Here is a 25327-nt window from a genome sequence, read left to right on the forward strand (position 1 = left end):
GTTGAGGTTTTCTTACCATTTTTTACTATAGAGAAATTTTCATTTTTAGTTGAACAATTTTCACAATGTGTAGGTTGATAAGTGAGCTCGGCATATTAAAACAAGCTCATTCGTCCTTTATGTTTTTTCTCAGTCACTTCATCTGAAAAATTTAGATTCTTATCTTTAATTCTTAATGTATTTAATATAGACTTACACATAGGCGCATTACCTTTCTTTTTTATTTTGTTTGGTAACTAATAATTATAGAGGTAATTGCGCTATTTTTGTATTCAAACATAAAAATTGGACTGATGATTTTTAGTCATCAGTCCAATTTATTATAGAGCCAAATATTCATAAAAAAACACTGACAAAAGCATTGCTTTCGTCAGTGTGTCGAATCTATTTCTTATAAGAAACGTTTAGCAGCGACAGAAATTGGTGGAATTTCGTCGAAGTCTAATTTTTTATCTTCAGTAATTGATCTGTAAGCCCATTTACCATAGTTGATTGCTTCTTCATTAACAATTTTACCTGGTAATGGTGCAGCATTTGGATCAACATGTACATCAACGATTGTTGGTACATTTTCATTTAACGCTGCTTCTACTACTTCATCGATACGGCTAGGATCTTTTAAAACATAACCTTTACCGCCTGCAGCTTCAGCGAATTTAGCATGGTCCATATCAGAGAAATCAATGGCATATTCTAATTCACCTGCAGCTTGTTGTTCATATTTAATAAATGATAATTGTTTGTTATTCATAACAAAAATTGTCATTGGTAAGTCATATTGAACAGCAGTTGCAAAGTCTTGCATTACCATTTGGAATGCGCCGTCACCGCTAATTGAGATAGCTTGACGTTTAGGGAAAGCGATTTTAGAAGCAATTGCTCCTGGAAGTCCGCAACCCATTGTACCTAACCAAGAAGAAATAATAAATTTATTATTTACTGATAAGTTTAGGTAACGTGTTGACCAAACTGTAGATGTACCTACATCGATTGAGAATACAGCATCATCGTCACTATATTTACTAATTGATTTCATTAAACGTTCTGGGCGGATTGGTGTGCTTTCTTGATTCATATCTTGTTCCATCCATTTATCCCAAACAGCTTTACGTTCTAATGTTTTTTCTAAGAATGGGCGTTGTGGTACGTGTTTGATAACATCAGTTAATTGATGGAAAGCAAGTTTCGCGTCACCAACGATACCAACATTGACACTGAAACGATGTCCAATTACATCTGGGTTTGTATCAATTTGAATTGCTTTAATATTTTTCTTAGGTAGGTAGTCAACGTAAGGGTAGTTAGTACCTGCCATGATTAATAAATCGGCATCTTGAATTGTTTGGTAAGATGTTTTTGTACCGATTTTACCTAAGTTACCGATGCTATATGGGTGATCATCAGGAATGATTGTTTTAGCTGGTAACGTATGAATTACTGGAATTTTAGCCGCTTCTACAAATTCACGTAATTCATCTTTAGCATTTTGTGCACCTACACCAATAATCATTACTGGTTTTTTACTTTTATCGATTAATTTTGCAGCTTTTTTAATGCTACGTAATGTTGGAGTTGGTGCTTTTGGTTTAGTAGTGTCTATAGCACGATGAGTTGTGTCTTTAATTTTTTGAGTTAATAAGTCATTAGGACATACAACTACTGCTACACCACGTTTTTCATATGCTGTACGAATAGCTTCGTTAACAATTTCAAATACGTTATCACCTTTTTGAATTTGGTGATTATATACAGATACATCTGAAACCATATCAGTAATGTTTGTTTCTTGGAAAGCTTTTGTACCTAATAAAGTACTATTTGTTTGACCTGCTAAAATTAATTGAGGTACGCGATCCATTTTTGCATCATACATACCATTTAATAAGTGAACGATACCAGGACCACCAATACTTAATGCTACCCCAATTTTACCTGTCATTTTAGTGTATGAAGCTGCAGCTAAACTTGCTACTTCTTCATGACGTACATGATAGAATTTAAATGAGTCTCTAACAGTACGTAAACTATCTACTACTGCGTCAATTGAATCCCCTGGAATACCATATAAGTGATCAATATCCCATGCTTCTAACGCTTTAACTAATGCTTCGTTTGCTTTTATCTTCGCCATTATTACAATAGCTCCTTTCTCTTTTTAAACGAGTACAATATATATATTCCCTTTAGTAGAATAAAATAATCATAATTGGAATAAGTATCGAACTAATTACAGCAGTTAATATCATTCCAATTGAACTGAATGCACCAGATTCATTATCGTGTTCTAATGCTTTTGCGGTACCAAAAGCGTGTGATGCATTCCCATATGTTAACCCTCTGGCAATAGAGGTCTTAAAATTACCTAATTTCAATAACATTGATCCCATCATACTACCTATTAAACCTGTAGTTATAATGAATAATACTGTAATCGTATCAGTACCACCTAATTCCTGTGATACTTCGATACCTACAGCAGCTGTTATTGAACGTGGTAATATTGTTACTATCGTCTCCTCGTCGTAACCCAATAAGTTTAACGAGGTAAACACTAACATAAAATTAAGTATTACGCCAACCATCACGCTTGAAAAGATAATACTTAAATTCTCAATAATTTTATGTCGATTCTTATATAGTGGGTAAGCTAAACATACAACAGTGGCATTCAATAAATGATTGATCCATTTACCACCTGTCATATAATCATGATAGTTTTGATGTGTTAACAATAATACAATAATGACACCGACCGAACCTACTAACGCTGGGTTCAAAAATGGATTATCATATTTTTGTTGTAGCTTTTTTGCAGCAAAATACATAACGACGGTCAACAATATCATTAAGATAGCTTGAATGAATGTCATACTATTGACGACCTCTCTTAACGTTAGGTTGTTTAACCATTTTTTCAGCGATGTAACCAGAAGCTAGTGCAACGCAACTTGTACCTACAATAATTAATAAGAAGAAAATGATATAACTCTTTGTAATATCAGAAACAACATCCATTATTCCTACTACAGAAGGTATAAAGAAAAACACCATTGTAGCTAATAGAAATTCTGCGCCGTCAGATATCCAATTCATACGTATCACTTTCAGTTCAAGTAAAATGTACAACATTATCATGCCTACGATACTTCCAGCTAGTGGTATATGCAATAATGTTTGCAATAAACTACCTAAGTAACTAATGACTATGATAATGGCAATTTGTATGATAACTTTTGAAATAAATAATACTTTTTTCAAGATGACTGACCTCCCACTAAAATATGTCGAAATTGTTACAGTGAAATTTAAACCTACATTCATCATTCTAATTCAACCTAAGTAAATAGAAAAATATCCATTTTAAATACCACCTATAGTTTTTTTCTATGTAATCGCTTTAACAACTATACGTATTGGTGTGATTGAATTTCGATGACAATATTATTGCGTTCGGAACGAACCCAACATATGCAAATAAAGATAGAGAAGCGTTTCGTTTAAACGCTTCTCTATTTTTATTTATCTATTTATTGTGCTTGTTGTTATGAAGTATTATTTAGTCATATTTTAATCTCTTGCTCATAAATTCTATCCATTTAGAGGTAGCGTGACTTAATAGTTTATCCTTTTTCCAAATTGCACCTAATTCCCAGCTCATTCCAGTATCCTCAATCTTAATACTTCTGATATTGTCTTTGAGCATGTTAGCGATGTGCTCTGGTAAGATACTTACACCTAAACGTGCTAGCAACAGATACTCAATAAAGTTCCATTGCGAGACATTTGAAACCGTATTTGGGAGAAAACCTGCATTTTTAGCTGCGGCAATAATTTTATCATTAAGGTAAAAGTCTTCGTTAAACAATATAAAATCTTCATTCTTAAGTTCTGCCATTGTAACAGAATCACGTGCTGCAAGGTCATGTTCTTTACTTACAACTAATCTCAAATCTTCACTATATAACGGTAAACAGTCAAAGACGTTCTCATCTATTGGAATTGTTGTAATTCCAATATCAATTTGATCATTAATAAGTCGCGTCTCTATAGATTTACCGCCACTTTCATTTAAATTATACGTAACGTTTGGATAGAGCTTGTGAAACTCCCCTAGTATGTAGATAAATTGTTGCATGTCCATTACTGCAGACATACCTATATTGATATGACCTGTTTCTAATCCTAATAGCCCATTAATTTCGAAAGGAATATTATCATATAACGCTATAATTTCCTCACACTTTTTATAGAATATTTTACCCGCATCAGTGAGTACGAGGTGACGCTTTTGACGATCAAATAATGTCATTTTCAATTCATTTTCTATATCTTTAATTGCTTTACTAATCGTCGGCTGCGCTATGTATAGAGATTTCGAAGCATTTGTCATACCACCTTGATTAACTACTTCCATAAAATATTTCATATGTTTGATGTCCAAATGCTCACCCTCTTTGTTCATTATTGTAATTTCATTATACACGAAATATTTTGAGAAAATAAAGATATGTAAAGTTAAACTAAATATTTCCGAGAACAAGTCTAATTCAAATTCAATGTCAGACCCTATATGTTTCATTATAAAAAAATGTTATAATCACATAGGCTCAAATTGATTGAAGAGGTGAGGCATTGAGCTTTTACGAATTTATGCAAAATTTCGTTGGTGATGACACACCATTAGGTGAATTGGTAAATTGGATTAATCAAGATAGCAATTTCCCTAGAGAAGTGAAGAGCCAAGTAGAAGTATTGTCATATTTTCGAAATAATCCATGTCCAGAAAACATACCCGTGACTATCGTTAAAAGAGCATTGGCTGTTTTTAACCAATTCACAAATGTATGATTTCTAACTTTTATTATACATCATGGACGTATCATCTCACCAAGCGCCTTTATGGCGCTTTTTTTATAGGGTAAACTTCAAATCAATTTCACATTTAAAATTAAGTAATGCTTTGAACTTTAAGACATTACCGTGTTGCTATCTTAAATTGTGTAAAATTACTTTAATGTAAAATAAGTTACAAATTACGCTGTTATATTTCATATATATTACAGTTACTTGTATAATTCGTTTCTTATATTGTATTAGACCTTTTTAACGAATATGATTAATACAGTTTTTAATTCTTTTATATTTTGAAGGGAACAAAAATGAAATTTAAAAAAATATTTTCACGTCTTTTACTCGCTACTGGAATCATGTTCGCAGGGACTTTTACATATCAAAACATTGAACACACGCACGTATCTGAAGCCGCTTCATATAACTACTATACGAAAGGTCAATGTACTTGGTGGGCATACCAACGTCGTGCTCAACTAGGTAAACCAATATCAAATCGTTGGGGAAATGCAAAGAACTGGTATTACAATGCACAACGCTCTGGTTATAGAACTGGTCACATGCCTAAACGCTACGCAGTAATGCAATCTACTGCAGGCTATTATGGCCACGTTGCTGTAGTTGAGCGTGTATATAGTAACGGTAGTATTAAAGTTTCTGAATACAATTACAATAGACCGAATGCATACGGAACTCGCTACTTAAGTAAATGGTCTGCACGTAGTTATAATTACATCTACTAAAATAAATAATGACATATAAATGATAAATAAAAGCCACTATTTATGAATCGAGGTATTGAATTAAGTACCTCACTCATAAGTAGTGGCTTTTCTATATATTGTTATTGTTGTCGTAAATCTTTTAAAATTTGTTGAGCCGTAGCAGTATTTGCTTTAGGCGCAGTTTTCAATGCTTCGGCAACACGAGCAATCTCATCACCTTGAGCACCTACTACGATTGCTAATGATTTGTATTGTAAACTCATATGACCTTTTTGAATACCTTCAGAAACTAAGGCTCTACATGCTGAAAAGTTCTGTGCCAGTCCTACAGCAGCAACAACTTGACCTAATTCTTGTGCTGATTGAACATTTAATAATTCAAGTGAGGCTTTCGCAATTGGCAATACTTTCGTACCACCACCAACAATTGCTAATGTCATCGGTACTTCTATTGTACCGACTAAGCGACCACGTTCTTTATCAAACTTCCAAGTCGCAATACCTCTATATTGTCCATCACGACTGGCATATGCATGTGCACTTGCTTCTGCTCCGCGTGTATCATTACCAGTTGCTAAGACTACGGCGTGAATGCCATTCATAACACCTTTATTGTGTGTTGCAGCACGATGTATATCGACTTGTGCTAGTACAGAAGCACGCTCCATGCGTTGTGCTACTTCTTCACCAGAATGATCACCTTTATTTAAATCTTTGATATCAATTTCACCTTGAACTCGTACTACTGAGGCTGTGGCATGGTTAGACAAAATGCTCATAAGCACATCGCGATCTGGAAACTCATTCTTCATATGTGCAGTTATAGCTTCCAAGATTGTATTAAGCATATTGGCGCCCATTGCATCTTTAGTATCTACAAATACTTTTAAAGACAATAGTTGATTCTCTGGGAATGTATCAATTTCAATACGTCTGTAACCACCACCACGTTCTATAATTGATGGGTAAGCTTCAGCTGCAATCTGTTCAATTTGTGGTTCTAAATCGTAAATTGCTTGTGCCAAGGCATCGGTATTATTTACGTCATCAAATACAATTTGACCAATCATTAGTCGTTCACTCTTAATAGTTTTAAAACCACCTGTATTATTGACTAACTTAGCGCCATAACTTGCAGCAGCTACTACAGAAGGTTCTTCAACCATCATCGGTACAACATATTCTTTATCATCGACAATGATTTTAGGTAATAAACCTACAGGCAATGTGCCTTGACCAATTACATTCTCAATTAAGCTATTCGCAACTTCTTCATTAATTAATGGATTTTTTAGTAAAACATCATAATTAGCATCTGTTAACCATCCATAATCAACAAGTTGTTTTAATTTATCTTCACGAGATAAATGTCGAAATGTCTTATCTAAACTCTTCATAGCATTATTCCCCTTTATCAATCATTAGAGCGATACCTAATCCTCCACCAATACATGCTGTAGCAATACCCGTACGTTTATTTTCTTGTTCAAGTGCGTTCACTAAAGTAGTGACTAATCTAGCACCACTGGCACCAATTGGGTGTCCTAGTGCAATAGCACCGCCATAGATATTTAATTTTTCATCTGGAATATGCAAATTGTCTTTGACTGGTATACTTTGTGCGGCAAATGCTTCAGTCATTTCTACAATATCAACATCATCGATTTTGCTATCCGTTTTATCAAGTAGTTTCTCAACAGCATAGAATGGTGCATAGCCCATATATTGAGGATCACAACCTACTTCCGCATAATCTCCAACGATTCCTAAAATGTCGTAACCGTGCGCTTTAGCATATGATTCCTCCATTAAAATGAGTGCAGATGAACCATCGTTAATACTTGAAGCATTACCACCAGTTACTGTTCCATCTTCTTTGAAAATTGTCTTTAATGTTGCAAGCTTCTCGACACTACTATTTGGACGAACACCTTCATCAGAAGTCATTTGTTCCCCTTCCGCGTCAGTCATACCGATAATTTCATTATTAAATTTACCATCTTGCGTCGCTTTAGCAGCTTTAGCTTGTGAATGGTTTGCGAACTCATCTTGCATTTCACGCGTGATGTCATATTTTTCAGCTATGTTCTCAGCTGTTACACCCATTGGTACATAATGAAAGGCATCTGTTAAACCATCATGCATAAAGCTTTCCACTGGTTCTTGACCTTCTTTTAAGATTAATTGTGGGGCATTTGTCATACTTTCAACTCCACCCACTGCAACAACATCCGCTTCACCTAGTTGAATTAACTGTTTCCCTAATATAATTGCTTTAAGACCTGATCCACATACCTCATTAATTGTCATAGCTGGTGTTGTATCAGGTACACCCGCTTTAATCGCAATTTGACGTGCTGGATTTTGTCCTACACCACTTTGTAGCACGTTACCGAAGATAACTTGTTGTATTATATTAGGGTCAATATTTGCTGAATCGATTGCACCTTTCAAAGCTGTCGTTCCCAATTCAACTGCAGAATAATTTCTTAATTTACCTTTATATCTACCGATTGGCGTTCTTTTAGCACTAACTATAGCAATTTTTTTCATTCTTTATCTCCTTATATGTAGTTTATATATAAATTGTAATTTAGTTATTTAATTTGGTAAAATAACTATTAATATGATTATTAATAATAGCCGATAGAAGTTATCTCACACTCAATGTTATACCATGCAGTTTCACGTATTTTATTATATTACTATATTAAACGACATGCGTTATTGCATTTAACTTTTCGTATGAAAACGCTTTCTATTAGTGAGCATTTTAAATGAAATTGTCTCAAAATGCTACTATTAATATGAATTATAAAATTAGAATAACGAAAGGATGTAGTGCCCGTGAGTATAGGAATCGATAAAATTAACTTTTACGTACCTAAATACTATGTAGACATGGCTAAGCTTGCAGAAGCTCGCCAAGTTGATCCAAATAAATTTTTAATTGGGATTGGTCAAACTCAAATGGCAGTCAGTCCAGTATCACAAGATATTGTATCTATGGGGGCTAATGCTGCTAAAGATATTATAACAGATGATGATAAAAAAAATATTGGAATGGTCATTGTAGCAACTGAATCTGCAATCGATAATGCAAAAGCTGCTGCAGTACAAATTCACAATTTACTAGGTATTCAGCCATTCGCACGCTGCTTCGAAATGAAAGAAGCTTGCTATGCTGCAACACCTGCAATTCAATTAGCTAAAGACTACATTGAGAAACGACCTAATGAAAAGGTACTTGTTATCGCAAGTGATACAGCTCGATATGGTATTCAATCTGGTGGCGAACCGACACAAGGTGCTGGTGCCGTAGCTATGTTGATTTCAAATAATCCAAGTATCTTAGAATTGAATGATGATGCCGTTGCATATACTGAAGATGTGTATGACTTCTGGAGACCAACTGGACATAAATATCCATTAGTTGCCGGTGCATTATCTAAAGATGCATATATCAAATCATTCCAAGAAAGTTGGAACGAATATGCTCAACGTGAAGGAAAAACATTATCTGACTTTGAGTCATTATGTTTCCACGTACCTTTCACTAAAATGGGTAAGAAAGCTTTAGACTCAATTATCAATGATGCCGATGAAACGACGCAAGAACGTTTAACATCTGGATATGAAGATGCAGTATATTATAATCGTTATGTAGGTAATATTTATACTGGCTCTTTATATCTAAGTTTAATTTCATTATTAGAGAATAGATCGCTTAAGGGTGGACAAACTATTGGATTGTTTAGCTATGGATCTGGTTCTGTAGGAGAATTCTTTAGTGCTACGCTAGTCGAAGGCTATGAAAAACAATTAGATATTGAAGGACATAAAGCCTTATTGAACGAACGTCAAGAAGTTTCAGTTGAAGACTATGAAAGTTTCTTCAAGCGATTCGATGATTTAGAATTCGACCACGCTACTGAACAAACAGATGACGACAAATCTATTTACTACTTAGAAGCTATTCAAGACGATATACGTCAATATCATATTCCTCAATAACATTGACATTAATTAAGAGGCATTCGAAATAATAGCAATTTAGTCTCTTGTCTCGAACGCCTCTTTATTAATAGGTAAATATATAGGTGTTATGGTTTAGTTGAATTTTTAGGTCTATACAATTTAGTCATATCTACTTTCTCAAGCTCAAGTAATTTAATTTTATGATTAATCGTGCCACCATATCCTGTTAAACTTCCATCTTTTCCAACCACGCGATGGCATGGAATAATAATAGAAATCGGATTGCTACCTACTGCACCACCTACTGCTTGTGCAGACATATTCGGCTTATTACGTTCTTCACCTACGCGTTTCGCTAGATCACCATACGTTTTTAATTGTCCATATTCTATTTCTTGTAACTTTCGCCACACACTTTTTTGAAAATCAGTGCCTTCCGGTTTAATTGAAAAATCAATTTGCGGACGATTTCCTGAGAAATATTCATTTAACCATTCAACCACTTTTTTAAAAATTTCTAAATCAGGATTTGTTGGATGAGTAACCGTTGTGTCACTATATTTATAGAGTACATGTGTAAGTGACTCACCATCACTAATGAGTTCTAAATTTTGTACGGGAGATTCGTAAAGCATTGAATAAGACATCATACCACTCCTTTCTGATCATTATGAAGAAGTTTCATGTCAAAGTACAACGGGAAGTATGTTATTACTTAAAATAATGGAGGTATTAAAATGGCTGGTTTAAATAAAGATGATGTTGATTTACATTTTAATACCAATCAATTTAATAAAGATGATCATGCGAAGCAAATTTCATTCTTCTACAAAGCCCTATACCAAATCAACGATATCGTACTGGGCATTATATTTTTAATAGGTAGTTTTCTATTTTTTAGTGACCAAACAATGATTTCCGGCACGATACTATTTGTGATTGGAAGTATTCAAATGACAGCACGACCTGTGATCTCTTTTGTCCATGACATGAAACTGTCTAAATATTACAAACGCAAATATAAACGGCTCCTATAGGAAGAGAAGCAACATTAATAGGTATAAGCGTATGAATCTAACACTTGTAGAATCATACGCTTATTTTGTTTGCGCTAGAACCAGTCCTTCTTTTTGAAAAGAGTAATGAGTGAAACAACAACCACTAATGAAGTAGCAATAAAGACGAAATAACTATAATGCCAATCAAGTTCTGGCATATAAGAGAAGTTCATGCCATACCAACCTGTTAAAAATGATAGCGGAAAGAATATAGACGAAATAATGGTTAAGATATCCATCACACCGTTAATTCTATTAGAACGGTAAGACTCATTATTATCTTTAATATAATCTGTGATGTGCTCACATGCCATCAACGTATCTGTTTGTCTTAATATTCTACTATGAATATGTTTAATCAATAGTTGATATTCGTGTGATACGTCTAATGGTGATTCATCTATTATTTCATTTAGGAGTTGCTCCATAGGAATGAGCACACGTTTCAGTTTAATCATTTCAGAACGAATATTATATACGTCATCCATTAATTTACGGTTATTGACTTTATCTACATTTTGATCCTCAAAAGAGAAAACAGTGTCTTCAACATGATCCACATATTTAAAGTATTGATGTGTAATCTTATCAACCATGATAGTTGTTAGTTCAATCGCAGTTATAGCTTTAGGTGACTTATTGAATGACGTAATGATATCTGATAATACATTCATAGGATATTTATGGACCGTGATTAGCCAATTACCCTTAACAGTAATACTCAGTGGTTCTGCTGAGAAATTATTATGGCTAATCGCATGCAATATTAAATATAAATGCTGTTTCTGTGGGTGATTACTAACTTTAGGTCTCGTAACTGTAAATACAGATTCCTCAATGTGGTGTCTAGCAATATTGAATCGTTGAGTGAGTAATGCTTGATCGTTTTTCGTCGGATTCTCAAAATCAATCCACACAAGTTTGGCATCCTCAGGAATAGCTGAAAATATACATGCAGTATGGAAGTGATCTGCTTGGTCTTGAAAATGGACACGAATTGCCATAGTATCCCCTACTTTAGTTAAGTTTTACTCATCAATACCACTTTTCAGAAAATGAAAACAAAAGGTTAGGACTATCATGTCGAATAGGAAAGAATTCAATATTCATTCATAGTCCTAGCCCCACAATCGTCCTAACCACTTATAACAATTCATTTATACTTATCAATTGATGTCATTAGTTTTGGTTAAAATTATATAATTCATAACCTTTATCTTTAGCATATTCAATTGCTAAAATTTCTAAAACATTAATAAACGCTGGTTCATCTTTAACATTGACATATTGGAATTTCAAATTATAATCTTCAGCTGTAATTGATTTAATATCCTCTTCATTAACACCTTTTTTTTGTGCTAAACCTTTTTTAAATTTAGTAGTGCCGACACCTGATTTTAAATTATATTGACCTAATTTATTAAATAAGTCTTTTGTAATTAATTGGTAACCTGTAGAATAGCCACCTGTTTGACCAACGAAGATAGGCGTCTTTTTATCGAAAATAACATATACGCCAAATTTGTCTTGAACTTTTTCACGATCTTCTTTGCTAAATGTTAATGCATTATCTTTATCATATTTGAATAATTTTTTAAGTTGCTTCTTATTATCTTCTTTAATTTGATCTAATTGTTTAGTACCTTTCATAATTAAAATCCTCCAATATAGAATGTATTTATAAAATAAGACTTGGAAAATAAAATAAATTTATAAAAATTGCAATTTTATTTTTAGTAGTTAAACAATGTTTCTATTTGGATATCATATACCCTTTCAAAACGCTTTAAAACGCTTTACCAAATTCATTACACAATACATTTCTTATTTTTAATCAGTTTATTTTTTATACGTAATTTACATTTTTAATGTAAATGCATGTTTATTTATGTATTTATATAATCTATAATTAAATATTATGTTTCACCAAATTTATTAGATTCTTCTATCTATGTTAGGGGAGAACAATTTTGAATGATAAAGACTTACGGGTAATTAAAACTAAAAAGGCATTAACTGATAGCTTATATTCATTGCTCGAACAAGAGATGTTTACAACATTAACGGTTACTAAAATTTGTAAGCATGCTAGTGTTCATCGCACTACTTTTTATAAACATTTTTACGATAAATACGAATTGTTGAAATACCTATTAAAGTTAACACACAATGACTATTTTGCGACTAATATTAAAGAACGTTTGAATAATCCTTTTCAAACTTTAGCTAATTCCTTCAATAAGGAAGAGATATCTCGAATTGAACTTAAGCAATATAACGATAAAGAGTTTGAAGATGTTCGCAATAATTATTTAATTGAAATAATGCAAAAGGATTTCAAAACCAACATGCATCGTATTACTGTTGATAATGTAGTACCGTAAAGCCTAGTATTCTATGTGTTCGGTTCGGTACTAAATGCATTTATCGATTGGAAAAAGAATGAAAATGTCGAGATTAAACCTAAGCAAATGGACCAAATCTTTCATAAACTTATCAATGTCAAAGCACATGATTAATTAGAATACTCATTCCATTTTGTTCAAAGTTACACGACCGTATAATAATCGCTATTTACATCTATTCATTATATAATGGACTGAGTTACAAACTAACTAAAGGAGTTTTATCATGACTGAATTATTTCCATATTTAGCCTTTGAAAAAGCAAAAGACGCAATAGCATATTACGAAGAAGTATTTGGCGCAACAAACGTCAAAAAATTAGAAGTGAGCGAAGAACAAGCGGAACAATTTGGCATGACAAAAGAACAGGCTGCAGAAGCTACAATACACGCTGAATTTGAAGTACTAGGTGTTAAAATTTTATGCTCTGATTCATTCGGACGTGTAGAGAACATCAATAATGGAATTTCATTACTTATTGATTTCGATGTTAACAATCAAGACGATTCAGATAAAGTTCAACAATTTTACGATAAAATTAAAGATCATGACTCAATAGACATTGAAATGCCACTCAAAGAACAATTCTGGGGTGGAAAAATGGGCGCCTTTACAGATAAATATGGCGTACGTTGGATGTTACATGGCCAAGACTATACACAACTTAATTAATAATCACATTGATTTTATTAAACTACTAATCAAAGATGTTATGACATCCAATTCATAGATTAGTTAGAAGCAAATTCTATTGAAGTACTATAGAATTTGCTTTTTTTATTTAACATTAAAGTCATACTCATTTAAGAAAGTAGCGTTGATATAGATAATAAATAGAGTTTGGGAATGGGGCTCAGCAAAGAGATTTTCAACAAGAAAATCTACAAACAAAGCAAGCTAGTGAAAAGTAACTTAAGTGCTTGAGCACTTAAGTAAGTAGTTCAAAAGATGAATTATGAATATTGTTGCGTGACTCTTGGCGTTTTAATTATTGAACACAAGTGCTGTTGCACTTGTGTAAGACGTTCTAAGATAGAATACAAAACATAATTGCGAAGACTCCTAGGGGAGCAGTGCCAGTCGAAGACTACAGGCTGAGACGGCATCCCAGGAACGCGAAGCAGCTTATGTGAGTAATCATCTATCTAACGAACGCCTTTAGAGGAATACAGGCACGAGCCTTTCCTGCAAGAAAGCGTCGCAACTAAAATGAGTAAAAATTCATCTGAGAATTTCTTTACCCCCCTAGACAATCATCTCAACTTTAATGAAATAAAAATAAGTCAGTAAATGAATGGACTGCATTCATCTACTGACTATTTATTTAAAAATGTTATTTTAAATTTTATTGAACATGATATATATTGATCTTAATGGCTTAGAACATCTCTGAAACTACTTTTTGTTCTAAGAAGTTTAATAAGTAATCTGGGCTACCTGTTTTAGCATCTGTACCAGACATTTTAAATCCACCAAATGGATGATATCCTACAACTGCTGAAGTACATCCACGGTTAAGATATAAGTTACCTACTTCGAATTCATTAACAGCTTTAATCCAGTTTTCACGATTATTTGTAATAACTGCACCTGTTAAGCCATAGTCTGTATCATTCGCAATTTCAATTGCTTCTTCGAAATTATCAAATTTAGTAAAGCCAACCACTGGACCAAAGATTTCTTCTTGCATTACTTGATCAGATGATTTTAATCCTGAAATAATTGTTGGTTTAATGAAGTAACCTGTTGAATCATCAGCTTCGCCACCGATTTCAATTTTACCTTCTTTCCCACCAATTTCGATATATTTTTTAATTTTGTCGAATTGTTTTTTATTAATAACAGGACCCATGAATGTATTATCTACAGTATTACCAACTGTTAATTCTTTAGTTAATGCTACCGCTTTTTCTAATACTTCATCATACACTGAACTGTGTACGATGGCACGTGAACATGCAGAACATTTTTGGCCTGAGAAACCAAATGCTGACGTTACAATTGATTCTGCAGCTAAATCAGTATTAATATTTTCATCAACGACAATCGCATCTTTACCGCCCATTTCTGCAATAACACGTTTTAAGAATGTTTGTCCTTCTTGAACAACTGCGCTGCGTTCGTAAATACGAGTTCCTGTTGCACGTGAACCTGTAAATGTAACAAAATGTGTATGAACAGAATCAACTAAATAGTCACCGATTTCTTTCGGATCACCAGGTACAAAGTTAACAACACCCTTAGGTAGACCCGCTTCTTCTAAGATTTCGATTAATTTATACGCTGTTAATACTGTATCTTCAGCAGGTTTCAATAGAACCGTGTTACCAGCTACTACTGGTGCTAATGTTGTACCAGCCATAATTGCAAATGGGAAATTCCATGGTGGAATTGTAACACCAGTACCAATTGATTTATAGAAGTACTTGTTATGTTCCCCTTCACGATCTAATACCGGTTTACCATCTGCTAATTCCATCATTGAACGTGCATAGTATTCTATAAAGTCGATACCTTCTGCAGCATCGCCTACAGCTTCATCCCAAGGTTTACCTGCTTCATATACCATGACTGCAGAGATTTCCTCTTTACGACGACGAATAATTGCTGCAACACGTAATAATAACTCTGCACGATCTTTATGTGACCATTGACGCCATGTTTTATAAGCTTTGTTTGAAGATTCAAACGCTTTATCTACATCTTCCTTAGTAGCTTTAGATACTTTAGCAATTAATTCCGTTGTATTAGCTGGATTAATTGAATCAAATGTATCATCTTTAGTAATGTGCTCACCGTCAATCACAATTGGAAGTGTTTGACCAAGTTCACTTTTAACTTGCTCTAACGTTTTTTGAAATCTTTCTACATTTTCTTGTACTGAAAAATCAATCCCAGGTTCATTTTTGAAAGGTACTACCATTCTTAATTACCCCCTATGTATTTGTAAGAATTATAAAAATCAGTAAAACAATGACTTACTTAAAATGATAATTTGTGTCATTAATTTCATTCTACTATGCTTCGGGTTATTTTTGCAATCGCTTACATTAAAATTATCTGAAAAGTTTTAATTATTAGTCAGAGATGGCTTATTTCTCGAAACAATCTAACTATATTATTATAATTTTATATTTTTATAAAAATAAAGTATAATAAATTTACACAATTTAACGACATCAAGAAAAGGAAGTTCACACATGAAAGCATTAATTACAGGCGGAGCAGGATTCATTGGTTCACATGTAGCCGAACATTTTGTTAAGCAAAATATCGAGGTACATGTCATAGATAATTTAAGTTCCGGATACTTACATAATATTCCCTTTGTTAATAAAGAATATATTTACGTAAAGGATATCACCGATTTTGAGTTTGTAACGCACTTAATACGTCAAGAACAATTTGATTATGTTATTCATTTAGCAGCCATGGTGAGTGTTGTTGAAACGATTGAGAAACCATCATTATCTAATCAAATTAATATTGATGCCACAGTTCATCTTTTAGAAACCATTCGAACGTATAATAAGCAAATTAAGAAATTCATATTTGCGTCATCGGCAGCCATTTACGGTGATCTACCAAGTTTACCTAAATCCGTTTCTCTCTCTAAACCGTCGCCATTATCTCCATATGCAATACAGAAATACACTGGAGAACAGTATGCTAAGATTTACAATCATTTATTCGATATTCCCTGCGCTTGTCTCAGATTCTTTAATGTTTATGGCCCAAGACAAAATCCTAACTCGGATTATTCAGGTGTCATATCAATAATGAATCATAAATTTACGAATCAAACTGAATTTACCTTCTATGGTGATGGTGAACAAACTCGTGATTTTGTTTACATTAATGATTTAATTGACGCTATGTGGCTTGTGCTTAATACCCCAACAACAAGTGGTTCAATATTCAACATAGGTACGGGCATACAAACAAATCTGAAAGCAGTTTTTAAAGCGTTTGAGAAGGGCTTCAAGTACAGTATCCCATGCCAATTTAAAGCACCAAGACTTGGAGATATTAAGCATTCTTGTGCTGACATTACACCAATTGAATCATTGGGTTATCATCCTCAATATGATATAGCCAAGGGCATTCAATCTTATTTGGCATATAATAAAGAACATAAAGTAAAATTATAAAACAATCGACTCAGATAAATTTAAAAGACAATCTCTATTTAATTTCAATAGAAATTGTCTTTTTATCATTTTAATTAACCAATGGAATTGCTACATGTATTATTCAATCATGATTAATACACATTCAAACGCTTTTTGGATCAAGAATTCTTTAAGTTTAATAGATATTGTATTTACTGATTATTTTAGAAGTTTATAGAACTCTTCTATCGCTAATTGATTGTATTCTTGAGCGTTAAACGTCTCATAATGTGGTGTTTGATGTTTGATAAAACGCTCTAAGCCGTGCTTAATATCATTGACATCATGACTCACTAACATCCCATACTTACCATTGTTTAATACATAACGATTCGCAATGATATCCGATGCCAATACGTTCATACCAAGTGATAGTGCTTCAAGTAGAACCATTGATTGGCCTTCATAATAAGACGTTAACGATAAAACATCTGCTTGTTTCATAATATAGAATGGATTTTTTCGTTGTCCTAATAAAAAGACATGCTGTTCTAACTTCAACTTACGAATTTGTTGTTCTAATTTATGTCTTAATGGACCTTCTCCCATAATATATAATTTCGTATTAGGATAATGCACGATAACCTTGCCAACCGCTTCAATTAATAAATCAAATCCTTTTTCAGGTGATAAACGACCAACCGACACAATTTTAAAATCATCCTCTTTAAAAGGTACCGACGTCACTTTCCCTTTATTCACACTGACGAGCACCGGTACATTATTTTTCTCAAATTGATCAGCATCATCTAACATGAATTGCGATATTTTACTTAAATTAATCGTGTTTGTTGACGCTACAAATTTCTTATTTAGTGCTTTTTTAGCTATATTGCGCATATTTTGTTCTTTTGATGCATCAGAAACACATACCAGTTTATCGAATTGATCATATAATGTTATCAAACCTTTTAAATTTTGATAATGCGGTTTCACACCATTTACGGTTCTCTCCATATCTGCTTTGATATCACTATGAAGGTAGATCAATTTACGTTTAGCAGTCGTAGCTAAAATAAGATTCGCCCAAAACATAGAATACCCACTGAAATCTATCGCATAATCAAATTGACTTTCACCTAATACTTTGCGCATCTCACGTTCATATACATGTTTTGGATATAAGAAACGTTCTAATGCACTTTTTAGCCCTCGTTGTCTGACGAAGTCTACTTTATACGTCTCTTTTAACGACGCTGCTAATGGGCCAACTCTTAAAATAATTCTTACATTTTGGTTAACATTATTCAGATTATTCAAGATTTCTTCATTATTACTTCGATTTGTAAATAGTGTAACGTCATATTGATTGTAATCAATATTCTCTAATAAATTGATAACAGAAGAGGTAATACCATTATTTTTCATTCCACCAGGATAAATTAATAGTCGTTTTTTAGCACATTTCTTTTCCTTTTTACGTTTATGTTTTGAGGTGAATACCCGGTCAATCACCTTGTCAGTAACATTTCCATCATCTAGATACGTATACATATTTTTGAACGTTTGATAGTTATGTTGCACCTTACTTAATTGATATGTTTTCTGTTGTATCACTTATACAACATCATCAATGGTATGCACAACCGGTCCCGGTAAATCCTGAGCATTGATATACATTCCTCTTTCAAATTGATATGCTTCGTAGTCAGGTGTATAAAAGACAATGGGTTTATTTGTGACTAAATAGTCAAAGAAGATACTTGAATAATCCGTTATCATTAAATCAACAAACGCCAATATTTCATTTGTATCAAAATAATCTGGAATAAGATATGGTTTTAGTGCCTCATTTTTAATTGCTTTTTTATAAATAAATGGATGTACCTTTACTAATACTTGATAATCAAGAAGAAGTTTCAACTTTTCAACTTCTTCCACAATATGATTTAAACTTTCCTCAGGCGTGTTGACATCATCACCTCTCCAAGTTGGACAATATAACAATATTTTCTCATCAGTAATATCTATGTAAGATTTTAATTCATTAATGAGCATTTTTGAATCACTATTCAATGTAAGATCTATTCTTGGATATCCAATTTCTAAAATTTGCCCACCATAAATGTTATCCAATCTAAATGCCCTTTTAAAAATTTCTGACGTATGGCGATTAGGACTTATGATATAATCACTCGATAAAAAGTTTTTAATAATATTTTGCGAACCACGCAAGCCATTTTCAAGGTCTAGCCCCATATATTTGAGTGGCGTCCCATGCCATGTGTTCACATAAATTTGATCAGGCTTTTTAATGAAATAGGCTGGAAATGTTGAGTTGTTAATTAAATACTTACATTCGGTTAGTGCCCTTAAATACTCTGGAGATTCTTTAATCACGAATTCAATATTTTTGTATTTCTCAAATTTCTTTTTATAAAATTCTAACGTTTCGGTAGTGTCGACGACCCATTTATGCGTATATTTACGATATTTAGGATGATGAATCAAACGTTTAAAGATAGCATAAGGACTATCTGTAATACTCTTTCCATCTCTTACTTGGTATAGAATATCGTGGTGTTTAAGTTTATTCGCTTCATAATTTTGCGCATAACGCATTATTTTACGTGTATAAGCTGAGTTATTTCTTCTTTGTAAAGGCGTCGTTATAAATTTGAATTTACGTCGACTTTGATTTTGTAAAAATGTTTTCAGTGTCATATTCATTTTCCTTTCTAAGTTGTATTTCGTTTCTAAAGTTGATGTCATAAAATGAATGTTTTGAGTTACATTTTGATTCTTAAGTATGTATGGAGATAAACTCCCATATACACTCCAAATACATTATATCATTTATCTATATTATATATTATGCAACTAATTTATTTTATATATTAAATTCTTAGATACAAAAAACTTTGGGCCACTGGACGACTCAAAGGTTATTTATACCTGACCTATGAAATGACTATTTAGATGCACCATTTTCATTTATCTCTCTTATTACTTTAGCTGGTACACCGGCAACTTAACTATTTGGTGGTACATCTTTAGTTACGACACTTCCTGCTGCTATAACTGAACCATCTCCAATCGTTACACCAGGTGTGACAACGACATTGCCACCAAACCAAATATTATTTCCAATCGTAATCGGCTGTGCTAACTCTAATCCTGCATTACGTTCTTTAGATGTTAATGGATGATGCGCAGTATAGAATCCACAAGATGGCCCTATAAATACATCATTACCTATTGTGATGCCTCCTCCATCCATAAAATAACAATTACTATTAACAAACACATTTTTGCCTAATTTAACATTCCAACCATAATCTGTATCGAACGGACTATTAATTGCGACATTCTCTAATGTATAACCAAATAATTCAGTTAATATTGCCTGTCTTCTACTGTCATCACTCGGACGCGTTTGGTTAAAGTCAAAACATAAATCTTTTGCACGTACTCGTTCAGTTTCCAAATCTTTATCAAAATTGGCATAATACCACTGGTGTGCTAACATCTTTTCTTTTTCTGTCATTGTACTTACCCACCTTCATTTAATATTTATATTACAGTTTAAACAAATTAAGTGGTTTTCGCACGGAAACACTCCCTTTTTCAACATATAATAAGCCATAAAGGCACTCAACACCTTTATGGCTCAATATAAGAAGCTTACTTTTAAGTTGTAATATAATCGCCACCATTAACATGTATGATTTGACCAGTGATGTAAGAACTATCCGCATTTGTAGCAAGAAACACATAGGCTGGCGCTAGTTCAGCTGGTTGTCCACGTCGACTCATTGGTGTGTTTCCACCTTGGTTCTCTACTTTGTCCTCATCAAAAGTAGCAGGAATTAACGGAGTATAAATTGGACCTGGTGCCACGCCATTAACTCGAATATTTTTCTCCATTAGTGTCGTTGCTAGTGAACGTGTAAATGAAACAATCGCACCTTTAGTTGAAGCATAATCAATTAAATGACCAGAACCACGATACGCCGTCACACTTGTCGTATTAATAATTGTATCGTTGTCACTTAAATATGGAACGGCAGCTTGTGATAAGAAGAACATGCCAAATATATTTGTTTCGAATGTATCTTTAAATTGTTCAGGCGTAATGTCCATGAAACTATCCTGAGGATATTGGACCGCCCCATTATTAACTAGAATATTCAGGTCACCAAAGTCTTGAACAACTTGTTGCACTAATTTTTTAGATTGCTGCGCATCTTTTAAATCATGAGCATAAGCTTCAGCCTTTACGCCAATCTCTTTAAGACGATTAACAGTTTCCTCTGCATCTTCATGCTCGTCATAATAACCAATAGCTACATTAGCGCCTTCTTTAGCAAACAAGATTGCAACAGAGCGACCAATCCCTGAGTCACCACCAGTAATTAATGCAACTTTACCTTGCAATTTACCAGCTGCTTTATATTCATCTAGTTCTGAAATGGGTCTAGGATTCATGTCTTTCTCTGTTCCTGGTTGACGATTTTGAGTATAACCTTTAATTTGTTTATGGAATTCTAATAGATTCATTCATTTTCACTCCTTATCCATTTACTTAACCGTTCCCAATAAAGACTCTTTTGAAACAAAGGATCAAGTTGCATGGGCAGTTCTACTTATTACAACTTTAGAACGATAAAAAGTCAGTTCTCTAGTATCATGCAATTTTATTAGAAAGCCTATATAATTAAATTAAACTTCTATTAAAAAAACAACTAAAGCCATTAACGAGATATTACAGAAAAAAGGAGTGCGACATTCTATGAGAGGTTTATTGAAAGGTATTATTGCATTGCTTATCATTCTTGGCGTTGTAAAGACATTCCAAGATCATGATGTAATGGACGAAGCAAATTATTATTATAATCAAGCCAAAAACGGTGAACTAGTTCAAAATATATCCAATTTTGATTTTAATAATTATAAAGACTTAAATTTAGAAAATTTTAAACCATCTGATTTTTTCTAAGTTAGCTGTATAATCTTTACAAATACAATATTAGTCTAGGACATAAATAATATATTGATACTATTTTGCAAATTCGAAGTAGTAGGACAATGAATTCACAAAGATTTCTGTCCTACTTTTTTTATGCGAAAAAGTAAGATATAAACATTGACTTTAATACCCTAAGGGGGTATATTATGTATGAATTGCAATGGAGGTGTCTTAATGAGCAATAAACAAAATGCCACATTGAACATTACTGGTATGACTTGTGCTGCTTGCTCAAATCGTATTGAAAAACGATTAAATAAAATGGATAACGTAAAAGCACAAGTTAATTTGACAACGGAAAAAGCAACGATTGAATATGATACTAATGACTATGCAATAAATGACTTTGTTACGACAGTTCAAAAGCTTGGGTATGATGTAGTCATTGACAAAGCTGAGTTAGACATAACTGGTATGACCTGTGCAGCATGTTCAAATCGTATAGAGAAAATATTAAATAAAACACCAGGCGTTAAAGATGCGACAGTTAATTTAACGACTGAACAAGCTATGGTAGCGTATTATCCTGGGCAAACGGATTTAGATACCTTAATTGGACGAATTAGAAACTTAGGTTACGACGCACAACCTAAACAATCCGAAGAAGATCAAGCAAACCGAAAACAACAAGAACTTAAGCATAAGCGAAATAAATTAATGATCTCTGCTATTCTGTCATTACCTCTATTAATGACAATGCTCGTCCATCTCTTTAATATGCATTTACCCGACATATTAATGAATCCTTGGTTTCAATTTATCCTTGCGACACCTATCCAATTTATAATTGGTTGGCAGTTCTATGTTGGTGCTTATAAAAATTTACGTAACGGTGGGGCTAATATGGATGTGCTCGTTGCATTAGGCACTAGTGCTGCATACTTTTACAGTATTTATGAGATGATTAAATGGTTAACAGGTGCCACAAACATGCCTCACCTTTACTTTGAGACAAGCGCTGTACTTATCACATTAATTCTTTTCGGAAAATATTTAGAAACACGTGCTAAATCACAAACGACGAATGCATTAAGTGAATTACTTAACTTACAAGCAAAAGAGGCACGACTAATTGATGACAATGGTATCGAAAAAATGGTACCGCTCAATCAAGTTAATGTTGATGATATCTTGTTAATTAAACCCGGTGAAAAGATACCTGTCGATGGTCAAATTATTAAGGGTGAAACTGCTATTAATGAATCAATGCTAACAGGTGAATCAATGCCAGTTGATAAACACGTTGATGATGCAGTAATAGGCTCAACTATGAATACGAATGGTGTTATTACAATTAGGGCAACTAAAGTTGGCAAAGATACTGCCCTATCCAATATTATTAAAGTGGTTGAGGAAGCTCAAAGTTCTAAAGCACCTATCCAACGTTTAGCTGATATTATATCAGGCTATTTCGTTCCAATTGTTATTGCGATTGCTTTACTGACATTCTTAATTTGGATTACACTTGTACATCCTGGTCAATTTGAAGATGCACTTGTTGCTGCGATATCAGTTCTAGTGATTGCTTGTCCATGTGCACTTGGCTTAGCTACACCAACTTCAATAATGGTTGGAACTGGTCGCGCTGCTGAAAATGGTATTTTGTTTAAAGGTGGCGAATATGTCGAACGTACACATCAAGTTGATACAGTTGTGTTTGACAAGACAGGAACACTTACACACGGCAAACCAGAGGTAACTTATTTTGAAGGTGACAAAGATATCTTAGCTTTAGTTGCTTCAGCTGAAAATAACTCTGAACACCCACTTGCTACTGCAATTGTTAACTACGCCAAACACCATAAAGTTAACTTGGTAAATGTCACAAATTATCAAACATTACCAGGTCACGGAATACAAGCTGTTATAAATAATACTAAGTTACTTGTTGGCAATCAAAAATTAATGTCAGAACACCAAATCAATATACAAAGCATTAAGCAGAAAATGGAACATATGGAAGCTGATGGACATACTGTTATGCTAATTGCCTATGGCGACGAACTAAAAGGCATGGTTGCTGTAGCTGACACTGTTAAAGCATCTGCTAAAGAAGCTATCCAACAATTATCATCTATGAATATTAGAACGGTTATGCTAACTGGTGATAATGAACGAACTGCAAAAGCTATTGCTAAAGAAGTCGGTATTGATCAAGTCATTGCCGGCGTTCTACCTGAAGATAAATCACAACATATAACGCAATTACAAGAACAGAAGCATAGAGTTGCTATGGTAGGCGATGGAATTAACGATGCTCCTGCACTTGTCAAAGCAGATATCGGCATTGCAATGGGAACGGGTACAGAAGTAGCAATAGAAGCTGCAGATATCACCATTCTTGGAGGAGATATTCAATTAGTTCCTAAGGCCATTCATGCAAGTCATAAAACAATTCGCAATATTAAACAGAACTTATTCTGGGCATTTGGATACAATATTGCAGGCATCCCTATTGCGGCAATAGGATTACTTGCACCTTGGATAGCTGGTGCTGCGATGGCCTTAAGTTCAGTTAGTGTTGTAAGTAATGCCTTAAGACTAAAACGAATAAAATTATAATTACGAAGCACTTCTATTTTATTTCTTTGTTTATTAAAAAGGAGTAAAATATGGGTATATATGAGTAAGAACAACGGAGGTGACAGGTATGATTAATAAAGTAATTAACGTTGAAGGTATGAGCTGTGACCATTGCAGAAACGCTGTGGAATCTGCATTAGCTAAATTAAATGGTGTGACTTCAGCAGAAGTAGACTTAGATAAGAATCAAGTTCGCGTAGATTACGACGAAAACAGAGTATCAGTTGAACAAATGAAAGAAGCCATTGAAGATCAAGGCTACGATGTAAAATAAAATCCGGATAAGAAACCTGCTTTTGTTAGGCAGTCAATCTAACCCGGGTAAAAACGATTTAAATATAAGTAAATTATGAAATGTGAGCATTCGCTAAAACTAATTAAAGGAGTTGAGTCTGGGACAATGAATTCACAAATAATTGGCTCTATAATAAATTGGACTGATGACTAAAAATCATCAGTCCAATTTTTATGTTTGAATACAAAAATGGCGCAATTACCTCTATAATTATTAGCTACCAAACAAAATAAAAAAGAAAGGTAATGCGCCTATGTGTAAGTCTATATTAAATACATTAAAAATTAAAG

At 33.4% G+C, this 25327-nt stretch carries 21 protein-coding genes and 3 pseudogenes; 10 read left to right on the forward strand and 14 right to left on the reverse strand.

What is annotated here, in order from left to right; all coding sequences use genetic code 11:
• The 5 genes and pseudogenes from BDW31_RS11175 to cidR form a co-directional block, all read right to left on the reverse strand.
• A pseudogene (locus BDW31_RS11175) lies at positions 1-200 on the reverse strand (ISL3 family transposase); the annotation flags it as partial.
• Between the two features lie 191 nt (positions 201-391).
• On the reverse strand, positions 392-2131 hold the full coding sequence (locus BDW31_RS11180; protein ID WP_037538548.1) for a pyruvate oxidase: 1740 nt from the start codon (positions 2129-2131) through the stop codon (positions 392-394).
• 52 nt (positions 2132-2183) lie between these two features.
• Positions 2184-2870, reverse strand: coding sequence for an LrgB family protein (locus BDW31_RS11185; RefSeq protein ID WP_053025597.1), 687 nt, complete (start codon positions 2868-2870; stop codon positions 2184-2186).
• 1 nt (position 2871) lies between these two features.
• Positions 2872-3258, reverse strand: coding sequence for a CidA/LrgA family protein (locus tag BDW31_RS11190; RefSeq protein WP_053025594.1), 387 nt, complete (start codon positions 3256-3258; stop codon positions 2872-2874).
• A 298-nt stretch (positions 3259-3556) separates the two neighbouring features.
• The gene (cidR, locus tag BDW31_RS11195) at positions 3557-4441 is read right to left on the reverse strand and encodes a cidABC operon transcriptional activator CidR (protein ID WP_053025592.1); all 885 of its coding nucleotides are present in this window, start codon (positions 4439-4441) and stop codon (positions 3557-3559) included.
• 191 nt (positions 4442-4632) lie between these two features.
• On the opposite strand from cidR, the gene BDW31_RS11200 reads away from it, so the two are divergent.
• Both BDW31_RS11200 and BDW31_RS11205 read left to right on the forward strand, forming a co-directional pair.
• Positions 4633-4848, forward strand: a complete 216-nt coding sequence (locus BDW31_RS11200; RefSeq protein WP_053025590.1) for a sterile alpha motif-like domain-containing protein — start codon at positions 4633-4635, stop codon at positions 4846-4848.
• Positions 4849-5159: 311 nt separating this feature from the next.
• Positions 5160-5594: a CHAP domain-containing protein gene (locus BDW31_RS11205; RefSeq protein ID WP_053025588.1), complete on the forward strand. Its 435-nt coding sequence runs from the start codon at positions 5160-5162 to the stop codon at positions 5592-5594.
• Between the two features lie 101 nt (positions 5595-5695).
• Here BDW31_RS11205 and BDW31_RS11210 read toward each other — a convergent pair whose 3' ends face one another.
• Together BDW31_RS11210 and BDW31_RS11215 are read right to left on the reverse strand one after the other, a co-directional pair.
• On the reverse strand, positions 5696-6973 hold the full coding sequence (locus BDW31_RS11210; RefSeq protein ID WP_053025586.1) for a hydroxymethylglutaryl-CoA reductase, degradative: 1278 nt from the start codon (positions 6971-6973) through the stop codon (positions 5696-5698).
• Between the two features lie 4 nt (positions 6974-6977).
• The gene (locus tag BDW31_RS11215; protein WP_011274835.1) at positions 6978-8129 is read right to left on the reverse strand and encodes a thiolase family protein; all 1152 of its coding nucleotides are present in this window, start codon (positions 8127-8129) and stop codon (positions 6978-6980) included.
• 294 nt (positions 8130-8423) lie between these two features.
• Between BDW31_RS11215 and BDW31_RS11220 the strand changes: the two genes are divergently transcribed.
• The gene (locus tag BDW31_RS11220) at positions 8424-9590 is read left to right on the forward strand and encodes a hydroxymethylglutaryl-CoA synthase (protein ID WP_053025584.1); all 1167 of its coding nucleotides are present in this window, start codon (positions 8424-8426) and stop codon (positions 9588-9590) included.
• A gap of 89 nt (positions 9591-9679) precedes the next feature.
• Here BDW31_RS11220 and BDW31_RS11225 read toward each other — a convergent pair whose 3' ends face one another.
• Positions 9680-10201 (reverse strand): methylated-DNA--[protein]-cysteine S-methyltransferase, encoded by a 522-nt coding sequence (locus BDW31_RS11225; RefSeq protein WP_037551570.1) that lies wholly within the window; start codon positions 10199-10201, stop codon positions 9680-9682.
• Positions 10202-10291: 90 nt separating this feature from the next.
• Between BDW31_RS11225 and BDW31_RS11230 the strand changes: the two genes are divergently transcribed.
• Entirely contained in the window at positions 10292-10591 is a 300-nt protein-coding gene (locus tag BDW31_RS11230; RefSeq protein WP_053025583.1) for a YrhK family protein, read from the forward strand.
• Between the two features lie 74 nt (positions 10592-10665).
• Here BDW31_RS11230 and BDW31_RS11235 read toward each other — a convergent pair whose 3' ends face one another.
• Positions 10666-11616 (reverse strand): CorA family divalent cation transporter, encoded by a 951-nt coding sequence (locus BDW31_RS11235; RefSeq protein WP_053025581.1) that lies wholly within the window; start codon positions 11614-11616, stop codon positions 10666-10668.
• A gap of 175 nt (positions 11617-11791) precedes the next feature.
• Positions 11792-12262 carry a hypothetical protein gene (locus BDW31_RS11240; protein WP_011274829.1) on the reverse strand — a complete coding sequence of 157 codons (471 nt, stop codon included), beginning with the start codon at positions 12260-12262 and terminating at the stop codon, positions 11792-11794.
• A gap of 320 nt (positions 12263-12582) precedes the next feature.
• Between BDW31_RS11240 and BDW31_RS11245 the strand changes: the two are divergent.
• Both BDW31_RS11245 and BDW31_RS11250 read left to right on the forward strand, forming a co-directional pair.
• Positions 12583-13131 (forward strand): annotated as a pseudogene (locus BDW31_RS11245) (TetR/AcrR family transcriptional regulator).
• A 112-nt stretch (positions 13132-13243) separates the two neighbouring features.
• Positions 13244-13690: a VOC family protein gene (locus tag BDW31_RS11250; RefSeq protein ID WP_053025580.1), complete on the forward strand. Its 447-nt coding sequence runs from the start codon at positions 13244-13246 to the stop codon at positions 13688-13690.
• Positions 13691-14396: 706 nt separating this feature from the next.
• On the opposite strand, the gene pruA is transcribed toward BDW31_RS11250, so the two are convergent.
• Positions 14397-15941 (reverse strand): L-glutamate gamma-semialdehyde dehydrogenase, encoded by a 1545-nt coding sequence (pruA, locus tag BDW31_RS11255; protein WP_053025579.1) that lies wholly within the window; start codon positions 15939-15941, stop codon positions 14397-14399.
• Positions 15942-16218: 277 nt separating this feature from the next.
• Between pruA and BDW31_RS11260 the strand changes: the two genes are divergently transcribed.
• Positions 16219-17169 carry an NAD-dependent epimerase/dehydratase family protein gene (locus BDW31_RS11260; protein ID WP_053025578.1) on the forward strand — a complete coding sequence of 317 codons (951 nt, stop codon included), beginning with the start codon at positions 16219-16221 and terminating at the stop codon, positions 17167-17169.
• 180 nt (positions 17170-17349) lie between these two features.
• Here the strand turns inward: BDW31_RS11260 and BDW31_RS11265 are convergent.
• From BDW31_RS11265 to BDW31_RS11275, 3 genes and pseudogenes are all read right to left on the reverse strand, one after another.
• Positions 17350-19854, reverse strand: a pseudogene (locus BDW31_RS11265) (CDP-glycerol glycerophosphotransferase family protein).
• A gap of 307 nt (positions 19855-20161) precedes the next feature.
• The gene (locus BDW31_RS11270) at positions 20162-20677 is read right to left on the reverse strand and encodes a sugar O-acetyltransferase (RefSeq protein WP_053025576.1); all 516 of its coding nucleotides are present in this window, start codon (positions 20675-20677) and stop codon (positions 20162-20164) included.
• 143 nt (positions 20678-20820) lie between these two features.
• Positions 20821-21690: an SDR family oxidoreductase gene (locus BDW31_RS11275; protein ID WP_053025574.1), complete on the reverse strand. Its 870-nt coding sequence runs from the start codon at positions 21688-21690 to the stop codon at positions 20821-20823.
• Between the two features lie 232 nt (positions 21691-21922).
• Between BDW31_RS11275 and BDW31_RS11280 the strand changes: the two genes are divergently transcribed.
• From BDW31_RS11280 to copZ, 3 genes are all read left to right on the forward strand, one after another.
• Entirely contained in the window at positions 21923-22129 is a 207-nt protein-coding gene (locus BDW31_RS11280) for a hypothetical protein (RefSeq protein ID WP_053025572.1), read from the forward strand.
• Positions 22130-22333: 204 nt separating this feature from the next.
• Positions 22334-24721 (forward strand): heavy metal translocating P-type ATPase, encoded by a 2388-nt coding sequence (locus tag BDW31_RS11285; RefSeq protein ID WP_053025599.1) that lies wholly within the window; start codon positions 22334-22336, stop codon positions 24719-24721.
• A gap of 88 nt (positions 24722-24809) precedes the next feature.
• Positions 24810-25016, forward strand: coding sequence for a copper chaperone CopZ (gene copZ / locus BDW31_RS11290; RefSeq protein ID WP_029376679.1), 207 nt, complete (start codon positions 24810-24812; stop codon positions 25014-25016).
• The last annotated feature ends 311 nt before the right edge of the window (positions 25017-25327 follow it).

It is taken from the genome of Staphylococcus sp. AtHG25 (genome assembly GCF_003217445.1).
Classification (GTDB): Bacteria; Bacillota; Bacilli; order Staphylococcales; family Staphylococcaceae; genus Staphylococcus; species Staphylococcus haemolyticus.